Source organism: Photobacterium alginatilyticum (assembly GCF_009910675.1).
In the GTDB taxonomy this organism is placed as follows: Bacteria; Pseudomonadota; Gammaproteobacteria; order Enterobacterales; family Vibrionaceae; genus Photobacterium; species Photobacterium alginatilyticum.
Window position 1 is genome coordinate 47,496 of sequence record NZ_RSEJ01000020.1, and the last position, 15,301, is coordinate 62,796.

Here is a 15,301-nt window from a genome sequence, read left to right on the forward strand (position 1 = left end):
CTTTCCCGATTCCAGCACTAACTCCACAGGAACGATAATGGCACTGTTACAGATTGCTGAACCAGGTCAAAGTGCAGCACCGCACCAACACAAACTGGCGGTGGGTATTGATCTGGGTACCACAAATTCTCTCGTGGCTGCGGTTCGCAGCGGCGTTCCGGAAACGTTACAGGATGCGCAGGGCCGGGCTATTTTGCCGTCGGTGGTGCATTACGGCGAAGACGATGCAGTACTGATTGGCCAGGAAGCAAGGGCGTTGGCTCAGCAGGACCCTGAAAATACGATTTTCTCCGTAAAACGTATGATGGGCCGTTCTCTGGCTGATATTCAGCAGCGCTATCCGCAGCTACCTTACCAGTATCAGGCTACCGATAATGGCCTGCCTCAGCTCGTTACCCGTAACGGGGTTGTGAACCCAGTCCAGGTCTCGGCAGAGATCCTGAAGACGCTCAGTGAGCGTGCCAAGGAGACCCTGGGCGGTGATCTGGAAGGGGTGGTGATCACGGTTCCTGCCTATTTTGATGATGCCCAGCGTGCCGGTACCAAAGATGCGGCCAAGCTGGCGAACCTGAACGTTCTGCGCCTGCTTAACGAGCCGACAGCGGCTGCGATTGCCTATGGCCTGGACTCCGGCCAGGAAGGTGTCATTGCGGTCTACGATCTTGGCGGCGGTACGTTTGATATTTCTATCCTTCGCCTGTCGAAAGGTGTTTTCGAAGTGATGGCGACAGGCGGTGATTCGGCACTGGGCGGCGATGATTTCGACCATCTATTGGCTGAGTGGATTGCCGAGCAGGCCGGGTTTGACGGCCAGCTTTCTGCGCAGCAGTCACGTGCTCTGCATGATGCGGCAACGGCGGCCAAGATTGCACTGAGCGATGCCGATGAAGCCGAGATTGATGTACTGGACTGGCAGGGAACGGTTAGCCGCGAGCAGTTCAATGCGCTCATCCAGCCGTTGGTGAAGAAAACCCTGATGGCTTGCCGCCGTGCAATCAAGGATGCATCGATTGAAATCGACGAAGTGATTGAAACGGTTATGGTCGGCGGGTCGACGCGCGTGCCGCTGGTCCGTGAAATGGTCGGCAGCTACTTCGGCAAAGATCCGTTGACCTCGATTGACCCGGATCAGGTGGTTGCAATTGGTGCTTCTATCCAGGCGGATATTCTGGCCGGCAACAAACCGGACTCCGATATGTTGCTGCTGGATGTTATCCCGCTGTCACTGGGTATCGAAACCATGGGGGGAATGGTCGAGAAAATTATTCCTCGCAACACCACTATCCCTGTTGCCCGGGCGCAAGAGTTTACCACTTTCAAAGATGGTCAGACCGCAATGTCAGTGCACATTGTCCAGGGTGAACGTGAAATGGTGAGCGACTGCCGCTCGCTGGCTCGTTTTACCCTGCGTGGTATTCCTGCCATGGCGGCGGGTGCGGCGCATATTCGTGTGACCTACCAGGTTGACGCTGATGGCCTGCTATCGGTAACGGCAATGGAAAAGAGCAGCGAAGTGCAGTCATCCATTCAGGTGAAGCCGTCATACGGTCTGACGGATGATGAAATCGCCACTATGATCCGTGAGTCGATGACCCATGCGCAGGAAGACAAAGATGCCCGCACGCTTGCCGAGCAGCAGGTTGAAGCGGACCGCGTTCTCGAAGGATTGATCACAGCGCTGGCAGCAGACGGTGATACCCTGCTGACAAAAGAAGAACGTGACGAGTTAGAAGCTGTCATGATGGAGCTGGTTCAATTGCGTCAGGGCACCGATCCGTATGCGATTGAGCAAGGTATTAAGAAAACAGATAAAGCTAGCCAGGAATTCGCCTCTCGCCGAATGGACAAATCTATTCGTCAGGCACTGGCCGGTCATTCGATTGATGAGGTTTAGGCATGCCTAAAATTGTTGTACTACCCCACGAAGAACTTTGCCCGGAGGGCGCAGTACTGGAAGCAGAGAGCGGCCAAACCGTCTTGGATGTTGCGCTGAAAAATGGTATCGGCATTGAGCACGCATGTGAGAAATCCTGTGCCTGCACTACTTGCCATGTGATTATTCGTGAAGGTTTTGACTCTCTGGAAGAGAGTGAAGAGCTCGAAGACGATATGCTGGACAAGGCATGGGGCCTTGAGCCAGAGTCACGCCTGGGTTGCCAGGCGGTGGTGGCTGATGAAGATTTGGTGGTGGAAATTCCGAAATACACCCTGAATCTGGCGTCGGAAAACCACTAAGGCCTCGGCCTGCCTGTCTGTTCATTGATACTTCATCAGTGGGCAGACAGGCTACAATATAGTATTCCTTCTTGGTTGATAGCAGGTGAATGTGATGGGTTTGAAATGGATTGACTCGCAAGAGCTGGCCATTGAGCTAGCTGAACAGTTCCCGGATATTGACCCGGTGACCGTCCGGTTTACCGATCTCAGGGAGTGGATATTGGCACTGGAAGACTTTGATGACGACCCTGAGCATTGCAACGAGCGTATTCTCGAGGCGGTGCAGATGTGCTGGATTGAAGAAGCAAACTGACCATTCGATAGCTCCCGCCTTTTTTAATATTGTTTCTTACCCGGCCCATTATTCAACAAGTCCCATCTGCAACACGATCTCGCTCTTACTCTTGATGTAAACACCTTGTTTATTTCGATATGCCAAGGCAAAGTAACGAAAATTTCTGAATATTTGGTTTTTCACAAAATGATTAACCATGATATCGAGAATTGACGGGCTTAATGGCCTGCTTTGTTATTTTACAGCCGATAACTCCCTTGCAATACAAGACTATGCCCCCATAACTTCTCTAGGTGTGGTAACAGCGATGTCATCATTTTGTTGCCTGAACACGATACAGAAGCTGGGGCTGAGTCGGTTTTCGGAGTCGGCTATACCCTATAATTGGTATTCATTGAGCAGTGGCCCGGTCATTGCGGTGAATAGCAGAACTCAAGGAGTAATTCATGTCTGCCAATATGTTCGTATTTTTATCCCAGGAAGTTGCCGATGAGAAGTGGGGCAAAAATGCACTTGTGACCTTTGAAGCCAAAGGGGCAATGGTTCATTTGACGGCTGAGAACCCGTTGGCCGCGATTCAGCGCGCAGGACGGAAGCTGGATGCACAGGGTATCAAGCAGGTTACGTTGGCAGGGGATGAATGGGATCTGGAGAGTATCTGGGCATTTATTCAGGGGCACCGCAATGCCAAGTCGGGCAACGAAGTGGTATGGAGCGGACTGGGCGAGGAAGAAGAGGCAGAACTTCAGGCTCGCCTGACAGCGACGAACTGGGTACGTGAAATTATCAACCAGCCGGCTGAAATCGTTCGCCCTTCGCAGCTGGCCGCACGTGCGGGTGAATTTATTAAGTCGCTGGCACCGGAGCATGTGACCTACAAAATCATCAAGGGCAATGATTTGCTCGACGAGGGGTGGAACGGTATCCATACCGTGGGCCGCGGCTCCGAGCGCTCTTCGGCGATGCTGCGCCTCGACTATAATCCGACAGGTGATGCCGATGCGCCGGTACACACTTGCCTGGTGGGTAAAGGGATTACTTTTGACTCTGGCGGCTACAGCCTGAAACCATCTGGCGGCATGACGGCAATGAAGGCCGATATGGGCGGCTCTGCCATGGCAACCGGCGGTTTGGCTCTGGCGATTGCCCGCGGCACCCAAAAACGTATTAAGCTAATTCTGTGCTGTGCCGAGAACATGGTATCTGGCCGAGCCTTCAAGCTGGGCGATATCATTACCTATAAGAACGGTAAAACGGTAGAGATCCTCAATACCGATGCCGAAGGGCGACTGGTACTGGCTGACGGTCTGATTTACGCCAGCTCGCAGAACCCTGAAGTGATCATCGACTGCGCGACCCTGACCGGGTCGGCGAAAAATGCGTTGGGTAACGACTATCATGCATTGTTCAGCTTTGACCACGATTTGGCACAGCGTGCCTTGATGGCAGCCAGTGATGAGCTGGAAGGGTTATGGCCGCTGCCGCTGGCCGATCATCATCGTGCCATGATGCCGTCGAACTTTGCCGATTTGTCGAATGTGTCGATGGGGGATTTTCTGCCGGGAGCAAGCACCGCGGCCGCATTCTTGTCGTATTTCGTAGAAGATTACAAAAACGGCTGGATGCACATTGATGCCAGCGGTACATACCGCAAAACGGCCAATGACAAGTGGGGGGCTGGTGCCACAGGTATGGGCGTACGCACCCTGGCAAACATCCTCAGCGACGAAGAATAAGCCATAGCGTCGTTACATTAACTTGTTGGCAAATCACCGCTACGTAGCTCGTGGCGGTGATTTGTTACTTATAACGGAAAGAGAGTTTATGTTAAGGATTTCACTTTCGGCAGAGCCAAGCGCAGGTGCGTGGGGCGAGAAAGCGCTGCTGTCGTATCAAGAAGACGGTGCCGTGATCCACTTTAGCGGCGACTACCCGCTGCGTCGTATTCAGCAGGCCGCTCGCCAGCTGCAATCGCAGGGAGCTATTCAGGCAAGCCTTGAAGGTGATGGCTGGAGCTACGAGCGCCAATGGGCCTTCTATTGCGGTTTTGCTGCCACGATGAAGCCTGTAGAGCTGAAGTGGGCATCCATTGATGAAGACGAGCTTGAGTTGCTCAATGCTCGTCGCCAATGTAGCGACTGGGTGCGCCAGGTGGTTAATGCGACCCCGGAAGATATGTACCCGGAAAAATTGGCTGCGGATGCGGTTGAGTTTCTTACTTCCATTGCCGGAGACAAAATCAGCCATGAGCTGCTGGTCGGTGATCAGCTATTGGATCACGGTTGGGTTGGCACGCACAGCGTCGGTCGTGCCAGCAGCCGTCCGCCGGTGATGCTGACGCTGGATTTCAACCCGACAAGCGATCCTGACGCGCCGGTTGCAGCGTGCCTGGTGGGCAAGGGGATCACTTTCGACTCAGGCGGTTACAGCCTGAAATCGAGTGCCGGCATGGTGACCATGAAGTGCGATATGGGCGGTGCAGCTACCGTCACAGCGGCACTTGGTTACGCGATTGAGCAAGGTTTGCGCCAACGTGTGAGGTTGATCCTGTGTTGCGCAGAAAACATGGTCGCGGGTAACGCCTATAAGCTGGGGGATGTGTTAACGTACAAGAATGGGCTGACCGTAGAAGTGGTCAATACCGATGCTGAAGGACGTTTGGTATTGGCCGACGGGTTGATAGCAGCCAGCGAGACCAAGGCGCCGCTGATTATCGATGCCGCAACACTCACCGGTGCGGCGATGATGGCAGTCGGAACCGATTACAATGCATTGTTCGGCCTTGATAAGGACTTGTTGCAACATGCGCAGCAGTTGTCAGAGCTAGTTAGCGAACCGGCCTGGCCACTTCCGCTGGAAAAGTGGCATCAGGCAAACTGCCCGTCTTACTATGCCGATACGGCCAACAGCCGGGCACAGAAGGGCGGCGGTATGGGAGGGGCATCGAATGCTGCCGCCTTCCTGTCACGTTTTGTTGATACCGGTTCAAGCCGCTGGATCCATTTTGATTTGGCTGCGTGTTTCCGGGATAGTGCCGACAGTCGCTGGGCGGCCGGAGCAACGGGTCTCGGGGTTGCTAACATTGCAGCCTTGCTGCTATAGCGGTATTGTGAAGGGGGAGTTGTTCGTGTCTCCCCCCAAGATTCACGTCACATTGATGAACAGATTCAAAAGGAAGAATAATAATGACAATTGAAAGAACGTTTTCCATCGTTAAGCCTGATGCGGTAAAGCGTAACTTGATTGGGGCGATTTATCAGCGTTTTGAAAATGCCGGGTTGAAAATTGTTGCTGCCAAGATGGTGCGTCTCAATGCAGAAAAAGCCCAGGGTTTTTATGCCGAGCATGAAGGCAAGCCTTTCTTTGATGATTTGGTCGCATTTATGACATCGGGTCCGGTGCTGGTACAGGTACTGGAAGGAGAAGATGCGATTGTGCGTTACCGTGAGTTAATGGGTAAGACCAACCCTGAAGAGGCTGCATGCGGGACAATCCGTTCTGACTTTGCTCTTAGCCTGCGCCATAACTCGGTGCATGGTTCTGACAGCCCTGAATCCGCCGCGCGCGAAATTGCTTATTTCTTTGCCGAGGATGAAATTTGCCCTCGTGATTAATATGCGCGGTTAAATTTTAATCAAAACAGATTATTAACGGGAAGCCTAGGCTTCCCGTTGGTGTTTTTAGGCTGCGGGACAGGGGAACTGCTAAGATATCCCTATGGGTAACAAGTGGAAACTAAGCAGTAAAGGCTGTACAATTTCGCGCCTTGAATTGTCCTGTTACATGCAACCTCCCTACTTTAGGTTGCCAAGGCGCAGAATCAGTCATTTTTTAGTGAGGCAACAACCGATGACAACAGTCAAAACTAATCTGCTGGATTTCGATCGCAAGGGTCTGCGTAAGTATTTCGCTGACGAGCTTGGTGAAAAACCATTCCGTGCTGATCAGATCATGAAGTGGATCTACCATTTCGGTTGTGATGACTTCGATCAAATGACAAACATCAACAAGAAGCTGCGCGAAAAGCTAAAGCGTGTCGCCGAAATCCGTGCGCCTTATGTCTCTGAGGCCCAGCACTCGTCTGACGGTACGATCAAGTGGGCGATGCGTGTGGGTGATCAGGATGTCGAAACGGTTTATATCCCGGACGAAGACCGTGCAACGCTGTGCGTTTCTTCTCAGGTAGGCTGTGCCCTGGAATGTAAATTCTGTTCAACGGCGCAGCAAGGCTTTAACCGTAACCTGCGTGTGTCAGAAATTATTGGCCAGGTTTGGCGTGCAGCCAAAGAGATCGGGGTCGAGAAGGAAACCGGTCGCCGCCCAATTACCAACGTCGTTATGATGGGGATGGGCGAGCCGCTGCTTAATATGAAGAACCTGATCCCGGCATTGGAAATCATGCTCGATGACCTGGGCTTTGGTTTGTCCAAGCGTCGCGTAACAGTGTCGACCTCCGGTGTTGTTTCTGGTCTAGACCAGATGACGGGTAACATTGATGTGGCACTGGCCATTTCGCTGCACGCCCCGACTGATGAGCTGCGCTCGGAAATCATGCCGGTTAATGATCGTTGGAACATCGAGACGTTTCTTGAGTCGGTGCGTCGTTATGTTGATTCAACGAATGCAAACCGTGGCCGTGTCACCGTTGAATATGTGCTGTTGGATCATGTCAATGACGATATGGACCACGCGCGTCAGCTGGCCGAAACACTGAAAGACACCCCGGCGAAAATTAACCTGATCCCGTTCAACCCGTACCCGGGTTCGCCATACAAGAAACCAAGCAACTCGCGCATTGATCGCTTCATGAAAACCCTGATGGAGTATGACTTTACCGTGACCGTACGTAAAACCCGCGGTGATGATATCGACGCGGCATGCGGACAATTGGTTGGTGATGTGATTGACCGCACGAAACGAACAAAAGCCAAGCAACAAAATGGTGAACAAATCCCTGTAAAAGCAGTCTAATTGCAAAGGCCGATACCCGGTGGCTACTCGCTCGCCTCGCGTATCGGTGCAACATGGACGTTAGCTTGGGGAAAATATGGTACGGTGGACGATGTCCCCTCTATTGTGTAGCTTGTTAATAGGCTGTGTCACAGTCGATGAAGCCGGCAATAGAAATGAGATAGATAAAATTGAAGTGTCTGAGGCCAGGATCTCTCTTGGCCTTAGCTATCTGGAATCTGGGCAATGGCAGCGTGCTCGTGATAACCTTGAGCTGGCGCTTGACTACGCGCCGCGGTATTATCGTGCACAAAATGCAATGGCCTATTATTATCAGCAAGTTGATGAACCGGCTGCCGCTGAGAAAATGTATAGGCAGGCACTGCGTGATTCGCCGAAAAATGGCGATGTACTGAATAACTATGGTGTATTCTTGTGTAGTCAGCAGCGTTACGATGACGCTATCGCTGTCTTTGAGAAAGCCATCGAACAACCTAATTACTACCAAACTTCGGCCAGTTATGAAAATGCCGCTTTTTGCAGTCTTAAAGGCGGCGATAAACTGCAAGCCAAAGGGTACTTTGAAAAGGCTCTGGCTTATGAGCCTTTTCAACCGAAATCAATGTTACAGCTGGCGCAGCTTGAAATAGACTCCCACAATTTGAATGATGCGCGCGCCATGCTTTTTAAATTTAATAAGAGGTATGGGTACAATGCAGACAGCCTGTTGCTGCTGCTTCAGCTTGAAAGTGAGGCCGGACGCTTAACTTATGTCGAGAAGTATGCCAGTCTGCTCAAAGAGCACTACCCAAACTCACAGCAATATCAAAAATATCTAGCCAATGAATACTGAACAGAACGAAGATCTATCAACAGAAGAAGTCATTCGTCCGGGGGATATGCTACGTCAAGCTCGTGAACAGCTTGGCTATTCACAGAAGGATATTGCCAACCGGTTGAGGCTTCGCCTCTCGGTGATCAATGACATCGAAGACAATAATTTTGAACAGTCACAGCTTGCCACGTTCACGCGTGGTTATGTTCGCTCCTACGCCAAGTTTGTCGGACTGGATGAAGCCGAGGTGCTAGCCAAGCTTGATCAGCATGGCCATGCTCAGCACCAAGACCATGAGATGCAGAGCTTTTCCCGCCGCACCAAACGGGAAGCCCATGATAACCGCATCATGCGCCTGACCTGGGCGCTGGCGGTCATCTTTGTCGGTCTGACCGGCATCTGGTGGTGGCAGAGCTTGCAGATGGAGCAAGAGACAGAGGCACTGAACCTTGCCGAACAACAGGGGCAGCCGCTGGATGAATCCCTTGCCAGTGCAAACTCATCGGCAATCAGCAATGCCGAGCTCTCTTCCGCCGATATCAGTGTTGCGGCAGAAGGGGCGGTTATTGAGACGATAGAGCCAGTTGACACGGTTGTCGTGAATGAATCCGTAGAGCCGATAACCAGTTTTGATGATAGCTTTAGCAACGAATCTGAGGCGATCGATGTTGAAGAAACCGACAGTGCAGATAGCCTGGCTTCACTGCAAACGCCCGAGACAACAGCAGAAGATGCTGAAGTGGCGGTTGTTGAGTCAGATTTGATCCTGACATTCAGTGCCGATTGCTGGGTCGATATCCGTGATGCCAACGGCAAGCGACTCGATACCGGCATCAAGAAGTCGGGTGATGTGCTGAATTTAGATGGCCCTGCGCCATTTAAACTGGTGCTAGGTGCACCGGGTGCTGTTAAAATAAGCTACAAAGGTGAGCCGGTGGATCTAAGCAAGTACCCGGTTGGTAAAGTAGCCCGATTGAAGCTGCCGCAGTAAACAGAGTAAATGTAATGCATAACGAATCTCCAATTAAACGTCGTCAGTCAACCCGGATTTATGTCGGGGATGTCCCAATTGGTGATGGCGCCCCAATAGCTGTTCAGTCGATGACCAACACGCGTACAACTGATGTTGAAGCCACTGTTGCGCAGATCAAATCCCTGGAAAACGTTGGTGCGGACATCGTCCGTGTCTCGGTGCCGACCATGGATGCGGCCGAAGCATTCAAGCAGATCAAACAGCAGGTTAATATCCCGCTGGTCGCCGATATCCATTTTGACTACCGTATCGCCCTGAAAGTGGCGGAATATGGTGTTGACTGTCTTCGTATTAACCCGGGCAATATCGGTCGTGAAGACCGTATCCGTGCCGTGGTTGACTGTGCACGCGACAAGAACATTCCGATCCGTATCGGGATCAATGGCGGTTCGCTGGAAAAAGACATCCAGCAGAAATACGGTGAGCCGACGCCGGATGCTCTGGTAGAATCGGCGATGCGTCATGTCGATATTCTTGATCGCATGAATTTTGATCAGTTCAAGGTCAGCGTCAAGGCCTCGGATGTTTTCCTGGCCGTTGAATCCTACCGTAAGCTGGCGGCACAAATTAAGCAGCCGCTGCACCTGGGGATCACCGAAGCCGGTGGCCTGCGTGCCGGAGCCGTGAAGTCTGCGGTTGGCCTGGGTATGCTGTTGTCCGAGGGCATCGGTGATACATTGCGTGTCTCACTGGCTGCCGATCCGGTTGAAGAGATCAAGGTCGGTTTTGATATCCTCAAGTCTTTGCGCATTCGTTCTCGCGGTATCAACTTTATTGCCTGTCCGACCTGCTCGCGTCAGGAGTTTGATGTGATCGGCACCGTGAACGAGCTGGAGCAGCGCCTGGAAGATATTACGATTCCAATGGATGTCTCTGTCATTGGCTGTGTGGTTAACGGTCCGGGCGAAGCCGAGGTCTCGCACCTGGGTATTGCCGGCGGTAACCGCAAGAGCGCCTTCTATGATGACGGTGTTCGTCAGAAAGAGCGTTTTGACAACGACAACGTGATTGATCAGCTAGAGACCAAGATCCGTGCAAAAGCATCAATGCTAGATGTCAACAATCGCATTGATGTAGAAGAAAAGTAGCGAAATATGTCTGAACCACGCCCTGAAAACTCAGGGCGTGGTTCACTATTTCTGCAAGAACCTATATATTCGATTCAATTCCCCATCGGTTAACGAGAATAAACGTGGCGAAACAAATTCAAGCAATTCGAGGCATGAACGACTGCCTACCAACACAATCACCGCTTTGGCACAAAGTGGAAAATACCATTAAGCAAGTAGTTAGCGCATACGGCTATAATGAAATCCGTATGCCAATCGTTGAGTCTACGCATTTGTTTAAGCGTGCTATCGGTGAAGTGACGGATGTCGTCGAGAAGGAAATGTACACCTTTGACGATCGTAACGGTGACAGCCTGACCCTGCGTCCGGAAGGGACTGCTGGTTGCGTACGCGCCGGGATCCAGAATGGTCTGCTGTACAACCAGGAACAGCGCCTGTGGTATACGGGCCCGATGTTCCGCCACGAGCGCCCGCAGAAAGGCCGCTACCGCCAGTTTCATCAGTTTGGTGTCGAAGTCTTTGGTCTTAACGGTCCGGATGTCGATGCCGAGCTAATTATGATGATGGCGCGCTTCTGGCGCGAGCTGGGTATTTTTGAGCATGTGCGCCTGGAGCTGAACTCGATTGGCTCTCTGGAAGCGCGTGCAAGCTACCGTACTGCGTTGGTGGCGTTCCTTGAGCAGCATATGGATGTGTTGGATGACGATTGCAAGCGCCGTTTGCACACTAACCCGCTCCGTATTCTTGATACCAAGAACCCTGCTGTGCAGGAAATTTTGGTTGATGCACCTAAACTGTCTGAGTACTTAGATGAAGAATCTAAGCAACATTTTGCCGGTTTATGTGAACTATTAGACGCTGCTGGTATCGAATATCAAGTAAATGAACGTCTTGTACGTGGTTTGGATTATTATAACCGCACTGTTTTTGAGTGGATCACCGAAAGCCTGGGTGCCCAGGGTACCGTATGTGCTGGTGGTCGTTACGATGGTCTGGTCGAACAGCTAGGTGGTAAGGCTACCCCGGCCGTTGGTTTTGCAATGGGCCTTGAGCGTCTGGTTCTGATGATGGAAACGCTGGAGCTGACAGACGTACGCCGCTCGGTTGATGTCTACATGGTGACAGCCGGCGAAGGGACTATGCTGGCCGGGATGAAACTGGCCGAGAAACTTCGCGAAGACGTACCGGGCCTGCGCGTAATGAACCACTTCGGTGGTGGCAATTTCAAGAAACAGTTTAAACGTGCCGACAATGTTGGCGCTGCTATTGCGCTTGTTCTTGGTGAGAACGAGATTGCCGAGAACACGGTGGTTGTGAAAGACCTGCGTGGTGGCGAGCAAACGACCATGGCACAGGACGACGTAGCAGCGAAGCTTGCAGAATTGATTTAAGAGAGGACAGGAAGTGGACGTCAACATCACAGAAGAGCAACAGGTTGAACAGATTAAGGCTTGGTGGAAAGAGAACGGTAAAGCCGTTGTTCTTGGCGCTGTGATTGGTCTGGGTGGTCTGTACGGCTGGCGTTATTACCAGGGTGAAGTACAGGCAGCCAAAGAGCAGGCATCCGATGCTTATACTCAGGTGATAAACCGTCTGGAAAGCGGCAGCGCTGATGCTGTAGCGGATGTTCAGGCTTTCATCTCTGCCCATGAAAGCAGCCAGTATTCGGTACTGGCGGCATTGCAGCTGGCCAAGGCTCAGGTTACACAAGGTGAGCTGGATGCAGCTGCCGAGCAACTGAGCTGGGCAATTGGCAATACCCAGGACGCGGCAATCCTACCGATTGCGCAAACGCGTCTGGCACGTATCTATGCCGAGCAGCAAAAGTTTGACCAGGCAATGGCGGAACTGGACAAGGTCACTGCCGAAAGCTGGCAGGCCAAGGTTGCTGAGCTGCGTGGTGATATGCTGTTGCAAAAAGGTGATGCAGTCGCTGCCCGTGAAGCATATGTTCAGGCTCAGCAGCTGGGTGCCTCGCCTGCGCTGAAGATCAAACTTGACGATCTGGCGCAGTAAGGTTGATACGTATGCAGAAGGTGTTGAAGCAAGCCGTATCCGTGGCACTGGCCGTTGGCATTCTTGCTGGCTGTGCCGGAGAAGAAGATACTATCCAGATGGCCCCGCTGCCACAGGTTGACAGTGCTTTTTCTCCCCAGCAGAGCTGGTCTCAAACTGTGGGTGATGGCGTAGGGCATTACTTTTCCAAGTTGAGCCCGGCCGTGGGTTACGGCAAGATTTTTGTCGCTGACCGTAACGGTGTCGTCAAAGCGCTGGATCCGGAAACAGGCGAGACGCTCTGGGAACAGAATTTGGAAACCGAGGTCACTGCAAAGCTGGCCGGTGGAATTGCGCTATCGTACGGTAAGCTATTTATCGGTTCCGAGAATGCTGAGGTTATTGCCCTTGACGAGGAGACAGGCGAAGAAGCCTGGCGTACGACTGTCGAAGGCGAAGTGCTTGCCAAACCTCTTGTAGACGAAGGCCTGGTTGTCGTGAATACCAGCCGTGGTATCCTGCAAGCGCTGGATGCCGATAGCGGTGAAGCCAAATGGCAGCTAAGCAGTGAAGTGCCGAACCTGACACTACGCGGTGATAGCTCGCCGGTTTCGATCTCTGGCGGTATTTTCTGGGGGCAGGCCAATGGTCGACTCGCAGGGGCATTGATGAACAATGGCCAGGTGCTATGGCAACAGCCTGTCGGCTCGCCAAAAGGCGGAACAGAGATTGATCGTCTGGTGGATGTGGACGCGACACCGGTTATTGCCGGCGAGCGCCTGTATGCAATTGGCTATAATGGCAGCTTGGTATCAATCGAACTGCGTACCGGTCAGGCAGCCTGGAAGCGCAGTTATTCATCAGCCACAGACTTTGTTATTGATGGCAGTCAGCTATATTTAGTAACAGATAAAGATCATGTGGTTGCTGTTGATATCCGCAGCGGCACCGAGTTGTGGCAGAACCAGTCTCTGGAGCACCGCTTGCTCAGTGCGCCGTCAGTCATTAATGGCTATGTCGTACTTGGGGACAGTGAAGGTTATCTGCACTGGCTCGATCCGGTTAGTGGTGACTTCGTGGCCCAGCAGGAAACGGATGGTAGCGGAATAGCGATTCCACCTCAGCCGTTGAATGATGGTTATCTGCTAGTAACACGGGACGGCCGTATTAACAAAATGCAAATGCCGTAAATTGTCGGTATAATGCGCCCGTATTAAATTTGTCGGCTCCTGCTGTGTTATACAGTCAGGAGCCGTTATCGTTATATCCATTCCCTATATTATTGTCGGATGAAGGACGCCCATGGAGGCTTCTGGAGGCAAGAATGAATGGAAAGTATGTCATTAAGACTATGAAAAGTAAGAGGTAGTTATGATTCCTGTTGTTGCCCTTGTCGGGCGCCCGAACGTGGGTAAATCGACGTTATTCAACCGTCTTACCCGTACGAGGGATGCGCTGGTTGCAGATTTTCCTGGCCTAACAAGGGATCGTAAGTACGGTAAAGCTGAGCTCGAAGAGCACGAATTTATTGTTATCGATACCGGTGGTATTGATGGCACCGAGGAAGGTGTGGAAACCAAGATGGCCGAGCAGTCACTGGCAGCCATCGAGGAGGCGGACGTTGTTCTGTTCCTGGTTGATGGTCGTGCAGGCCTGACTGCGGCGGATGAAGGCATTGCCAAACACCTGCGCAGTCGTGAAAAACCGACCTTCCTTGTCGTTAACAAAATTGACGGTATTGATGCCGACAGTGCCTGTGCTGAATTCTGGCAGTTAGGTGTGGATGCGATGTATCAGATCGCCGCGGCGCAGAACCGTGGTGTCACAGCCCTTATGGAGCGAGCGCTGGCTCCGTTTGCCGAGACGCTGAAAGAGTCTGAAGAAGGCGAAGAGGGGGAGCTGGTCGATCTGAGCTCGGTTGAAGATATCGAGAAAGCCAACCTGTCAGAAGCTGATGCAGAAGCTGCCTACAAGCGTCTGCAGGAGCAGCCAATCAAGCTGGCAATTATCGGTCGTCCCAATGTCGGCAAATCGACCCTGACCAACCGGATCCTGGGTGAAGAGCGTGTTGTGGTCTACGATATGCCGGGAACAACGCGTGACTCTATCTATATCCCGATGGAGCGTGACGGTCAGGAGTATGTCCTGATTGATACTGCCGGGATTCGTCGTCGCAAGAACATGCACCAGGCGGTCGAAAAATTCTCGGTGATCCAGACCCTGAAAGCGGTTGAAGATGCCAACGTGGTACTGCTGGTCATTGATGCCCGCGAAAATATTTCGGATCAGGATTTGAGTCTGTTGGGCTTTGCCCTCAATGCCGGTCGCTCGCTGGTGATTGCTGTCAACAAGTGGGACGGTCTGGACAATGAAGTGAAAGAGCGTGTTAAGTCCGAGCTGGACCGCCGTCTTGGTTTTGTTGACTTTGCGCGTATCCACTTTATTTCAGCCCTGCACGGTACAGGCGTTGGCCACCTTTACGAGTCTGTACAGGAAGCCTATCAGTCGGCGACCAAGCGTATCAGTACCTCGATGCTGACCCGTATTATGCAGATGGCACAGGATGACCACCAGCCACCTATGGTTCGCGGTCGTCGCGTTAAGCTGAAATATGCTCACGCCGGTGGTTACAACCCGCCGATCATTGTGATCCACGGTAACCTGGTGAATGAGCTGCCGGGCTCTTACAAGCGCTACCTGATGAACTACTACCGCAAGTCACTGGAGATGATGGGGACGCCGATCCGCATTCAGTTCCAGAGCAGCGAAAACCCGTTCGAAGGCAAGAAGCAGAAGCTGACCGTGTCTCAGGAGCGTCAGCGCAAGCGACTGACCAGCGCCATCAAGAACCGGGACAAGTAATTCCGGCCCGTTGCCAAGAAGCGATCGTTTTTGCTGATAAGATT

At 52.3% G+C, this 15,301-nt stretch carries 14 protein-coding genes; all 14 read left to right on the plus strand.

Features of this window, described 5'->3' with window-relative positions; translation table 11 throughout:
• Positions 1–37: 37 nt before the first annotated feature.
• The 14 genes from hscA to der all read left to right on the plus strand — a co-directional run bounded on the left by hscA (position 38) and on the right by der (position 15,257).
• Positions 38–1,894 carry a Fe-S protein assembly chaperone HscA gene (hscA, locus tag EIZ48_RS18250; protein ID WP_160654396.1) on the plus strand — a complete coding sequence of 619 codons (1,857 nt, stop codon included), beginning with the start codon at positions 38–40 and terminating at the stop codon, positions 1,892–1,894.
• Between the two features lie 2 nt (positions 1,895–1,896).
• The gene (gene fdx, locus EIZ48_RS18255; protein ID WP_075763646.1) at positions 1,897–2,235 is read left to right on the plus strand and encodes an ISC system 2Fe-2S type ferredoxin; all 339 of its coding nucleotides are present in this window, start codon (positions 1,897–1,899) and stop codon (positions 2,233–2,235) included.
• A 94-nt stretch (positions 2,236–2,329) separates the two neighbouring features.
• Positions 2,330–2,530, plus strand: coding sequence for a Fe-S cluster assembly protein IscX (gene iscX, locus EIZ48_RS18260; RefSeq protein ID WP_160654399.1), 201 nt, complete (start codon positions 2,330–2,332; stop codon positions 2,528–2,530).
• 428 nt (positions 2,531–2,958) lie between these two features.
• On the plus strand, positions 2,959–4,248 hold the full coding sequence (pepB, locus tag EIZ48_RS18265; protein ID WP_160654401.1) for an aminopeptidase PepB: 1,290 nt from the start codon (positions 2,959–2,961) through the stop codon (positions 4,246–4,248).
• A gap of 88 nt (positions 4,249–4,336) precedes the next feature.
• The gene (gene pepB / locus EIZ48_RS18270; protein ID WP_160654403.1) at positions 4,337–5,614 is read left to right on the plus strand and encodes an aminopeptidase PepB; all 1,278 of its coding nucleotides are present in this window, start codon (positions 4,337–4,339) and stop codon (positions 5,612–5,614) included.
• Positions 5,615–5,697: 83 nt separating this feature from the next.
• Entirely contained in the window at positions 5,698–6,126 is a 429-nt protein-coding gene (gene ndk / locus EIZ48_RS18275; protein WP_160654406.1) for a nucleoside-diphosphate kinase, read from the plus strand.
• 235 nt (positions 6,127–6,361) lie between these two features.
• A complete protein-coding gene (gene rlmN / locus EIZ48_RS18280) occupies positions 6,362–7,483 on the plus strand; it encodes a dual-specificity RNA methyltransferase RlmN (RefSeq protein WP_160654409.1) in 1,122 nt (373 codons plus the stop codon).
• Positions 7,484–7,559: 76 nt separating this feature from the next.
• Complete coding sequence (gene pilW, locus EIZ48_RS18285; RefSeq protein ID WP_160654411.1) at positions 7,560–8,315, plus strand: type IV pilus biogenesis/stability protein PilW; 756 nt, start codon at positions 7,560–7,562, stop codon at positions 8,313–8,315.
• Positions 8,305–9,288 carry a cytoskeleton protein RodZ gene (gene rodZ / locus EIZ48_RS18290; RefSeq protein ID WP_160654414.1) on the plus strand — a complete coding sequence of 328 codons (984 nt, stop codon included), beginning with the start codon at positions 8,305–8,307 and terminating at the stop codon, positions 9,286–9,288. Before pilW ends, rodZ begins: the two co-directional genes overlap by 11 nt.
• 14 nt (positions 9,289–9,302) lie before the next feature.
• Positions 9,303–10,418: a flavodoxin-dependent (E)-4-hydroxy-3-methylbut-2-enyl-diphosphate synthase gene (ispG, locus tag EIZ48_RS18295; RefSeq protein WP_160654417.1), complete on the plus strand. Its 1,116-nt coding sequence runs from the start codon at positions 9,303–9,305 to the stop codon at positions 10,416–10,418.
• Positions 10,419–10,522: 104 nt separating this feature from the next.
• Entirely contained in the window at positions 10,523–11,791 is a 1,269-nt protein-coding gene (hisS, locus tag EIZ48_RS18300) for a histidine--tRNA ligase (protein ID WP_160654420.1), read from the plus strand.
• Positions 11,792–11,804: 13 nt separating this feature from the next.
• A complete protein-coding gene (locus tag EIZ48_RS18305; protein WP_075763657.1) occupies positions 11,805–12,416 on the plus strand; it encodes a YfgM family protein in 612 nt (203 codons plus the stop codon).
• An 11-nt stretch (positions 12,417–12,427) separates the two neighbouring features.
• Entirely contained in the window at positions 12,428–13,585 is a 1,158-nt protein-coding gene (bamB, locus tag EIZ48_RS18310) for an outer membrane protein assembly factor BamB (protein ID WP_160654423.1), read from the plus strand.
• A 181-nt stretch (positions 13,586–13,766) separates the two neighbouring features.
• Positions 13,767–15,257 (plus strand): ribosome biogenesis GTPase Der, encoded by a 1,491-nt coding sequence (gene der, locus EIZ48_RS18315; protein WP_160654426.1) that lies wholly within the window; start codon positions 13,767–13,769, stop codon positions 15,255–15,257.
• Positions 15,258–15,301: the final 44 nt, after the last annotated feature.

What these genes read in the sequence shown, in the direction of transcription:
- hscA (WP_160654396.1), top strand. Translation starts at nt 38, where the DNA reads ATGGCACTGTTACAGATTGCTGAACCAGGTCAAAGTGCAGCACCGCAC.
- fdx (WP_075763646.1), top strand. Translation starts at nt 1,897, where the DNA reads ATGCCTAAAATTGTTGTACTACCCCACGAAGAACTTTGCCCGGAGGGC.
- iscX (WP_160654399.1), top strand. Translation starts at nt 2,330, where the DNA reads ATGGGTTTGAAATGGATTGACTCGCAAGAGCTGGCCATTGAGCTAGCT.
- pepB (WP_160654401.1), top strand. Translation starts at nt 2,959, where the DNA reads ATGTCTGCCAATATGTTCGTATTTTTATCCCAGGAAGTTGCCGATGAG.
- pepB (WP_160654403.1), top strand. Translation starts at nt 4,337, where the DNA reads ATGTTAAGGATTTCACTTTCGGCAGAGCCAAGCGCAGGTGCGTGGGGC.
- ndk (WP_160654406.1), top strand. Translation starts at nt 5,698, where the DNA reads ATGACAATTGAAAGAACGTTTTCCATCGTTAAGCCTGATGCGGTAAAG.
- rlmN (WP_160654409.1), top strand. Translation starts at nt 6,362, where the DNA reads ATGACAACAGTCAAAACTAATCTGCTGGATTTCGATCGCAAGGGTCTG.
- pilW (WP_160654411.1), top strand. Translation starts at nt 7,560, where the DNA reads ATGGTACGGTGGACGATGTCCCCTCTATTGTGTAGCTTGTTAATAGGC.
- rodZ (WP_160654414.1), top strand. Translation starts at nt 8,305, where the DNA reads ATGAATACTGAACAGAACGAAGATCTATCAACAGAAGAAGTCATTCGT.
- ispG (WP_160654417.1), top strand. Translation starts at nt 9,303, where the DNA reads ATGCATAACGAATCTCCAATTAAACGTCGTCAGTCAACCCGGATTTAT.
- bamB (WP_160654423.1), top strand. Translation starts at nt 12,428, where the DNA reads ATGCAGAAGGTGTTGAAGCAAGCCGTATCCGTGGCACTGGCCGTTGGC.
- der (WP_160654426.1), top strand. Translation starts at nt 13,767, where the DNA reads ATGATTCCTGTTGTTGCCCTTGTCGGGCGCCCGAACGTGGGTAAATCG.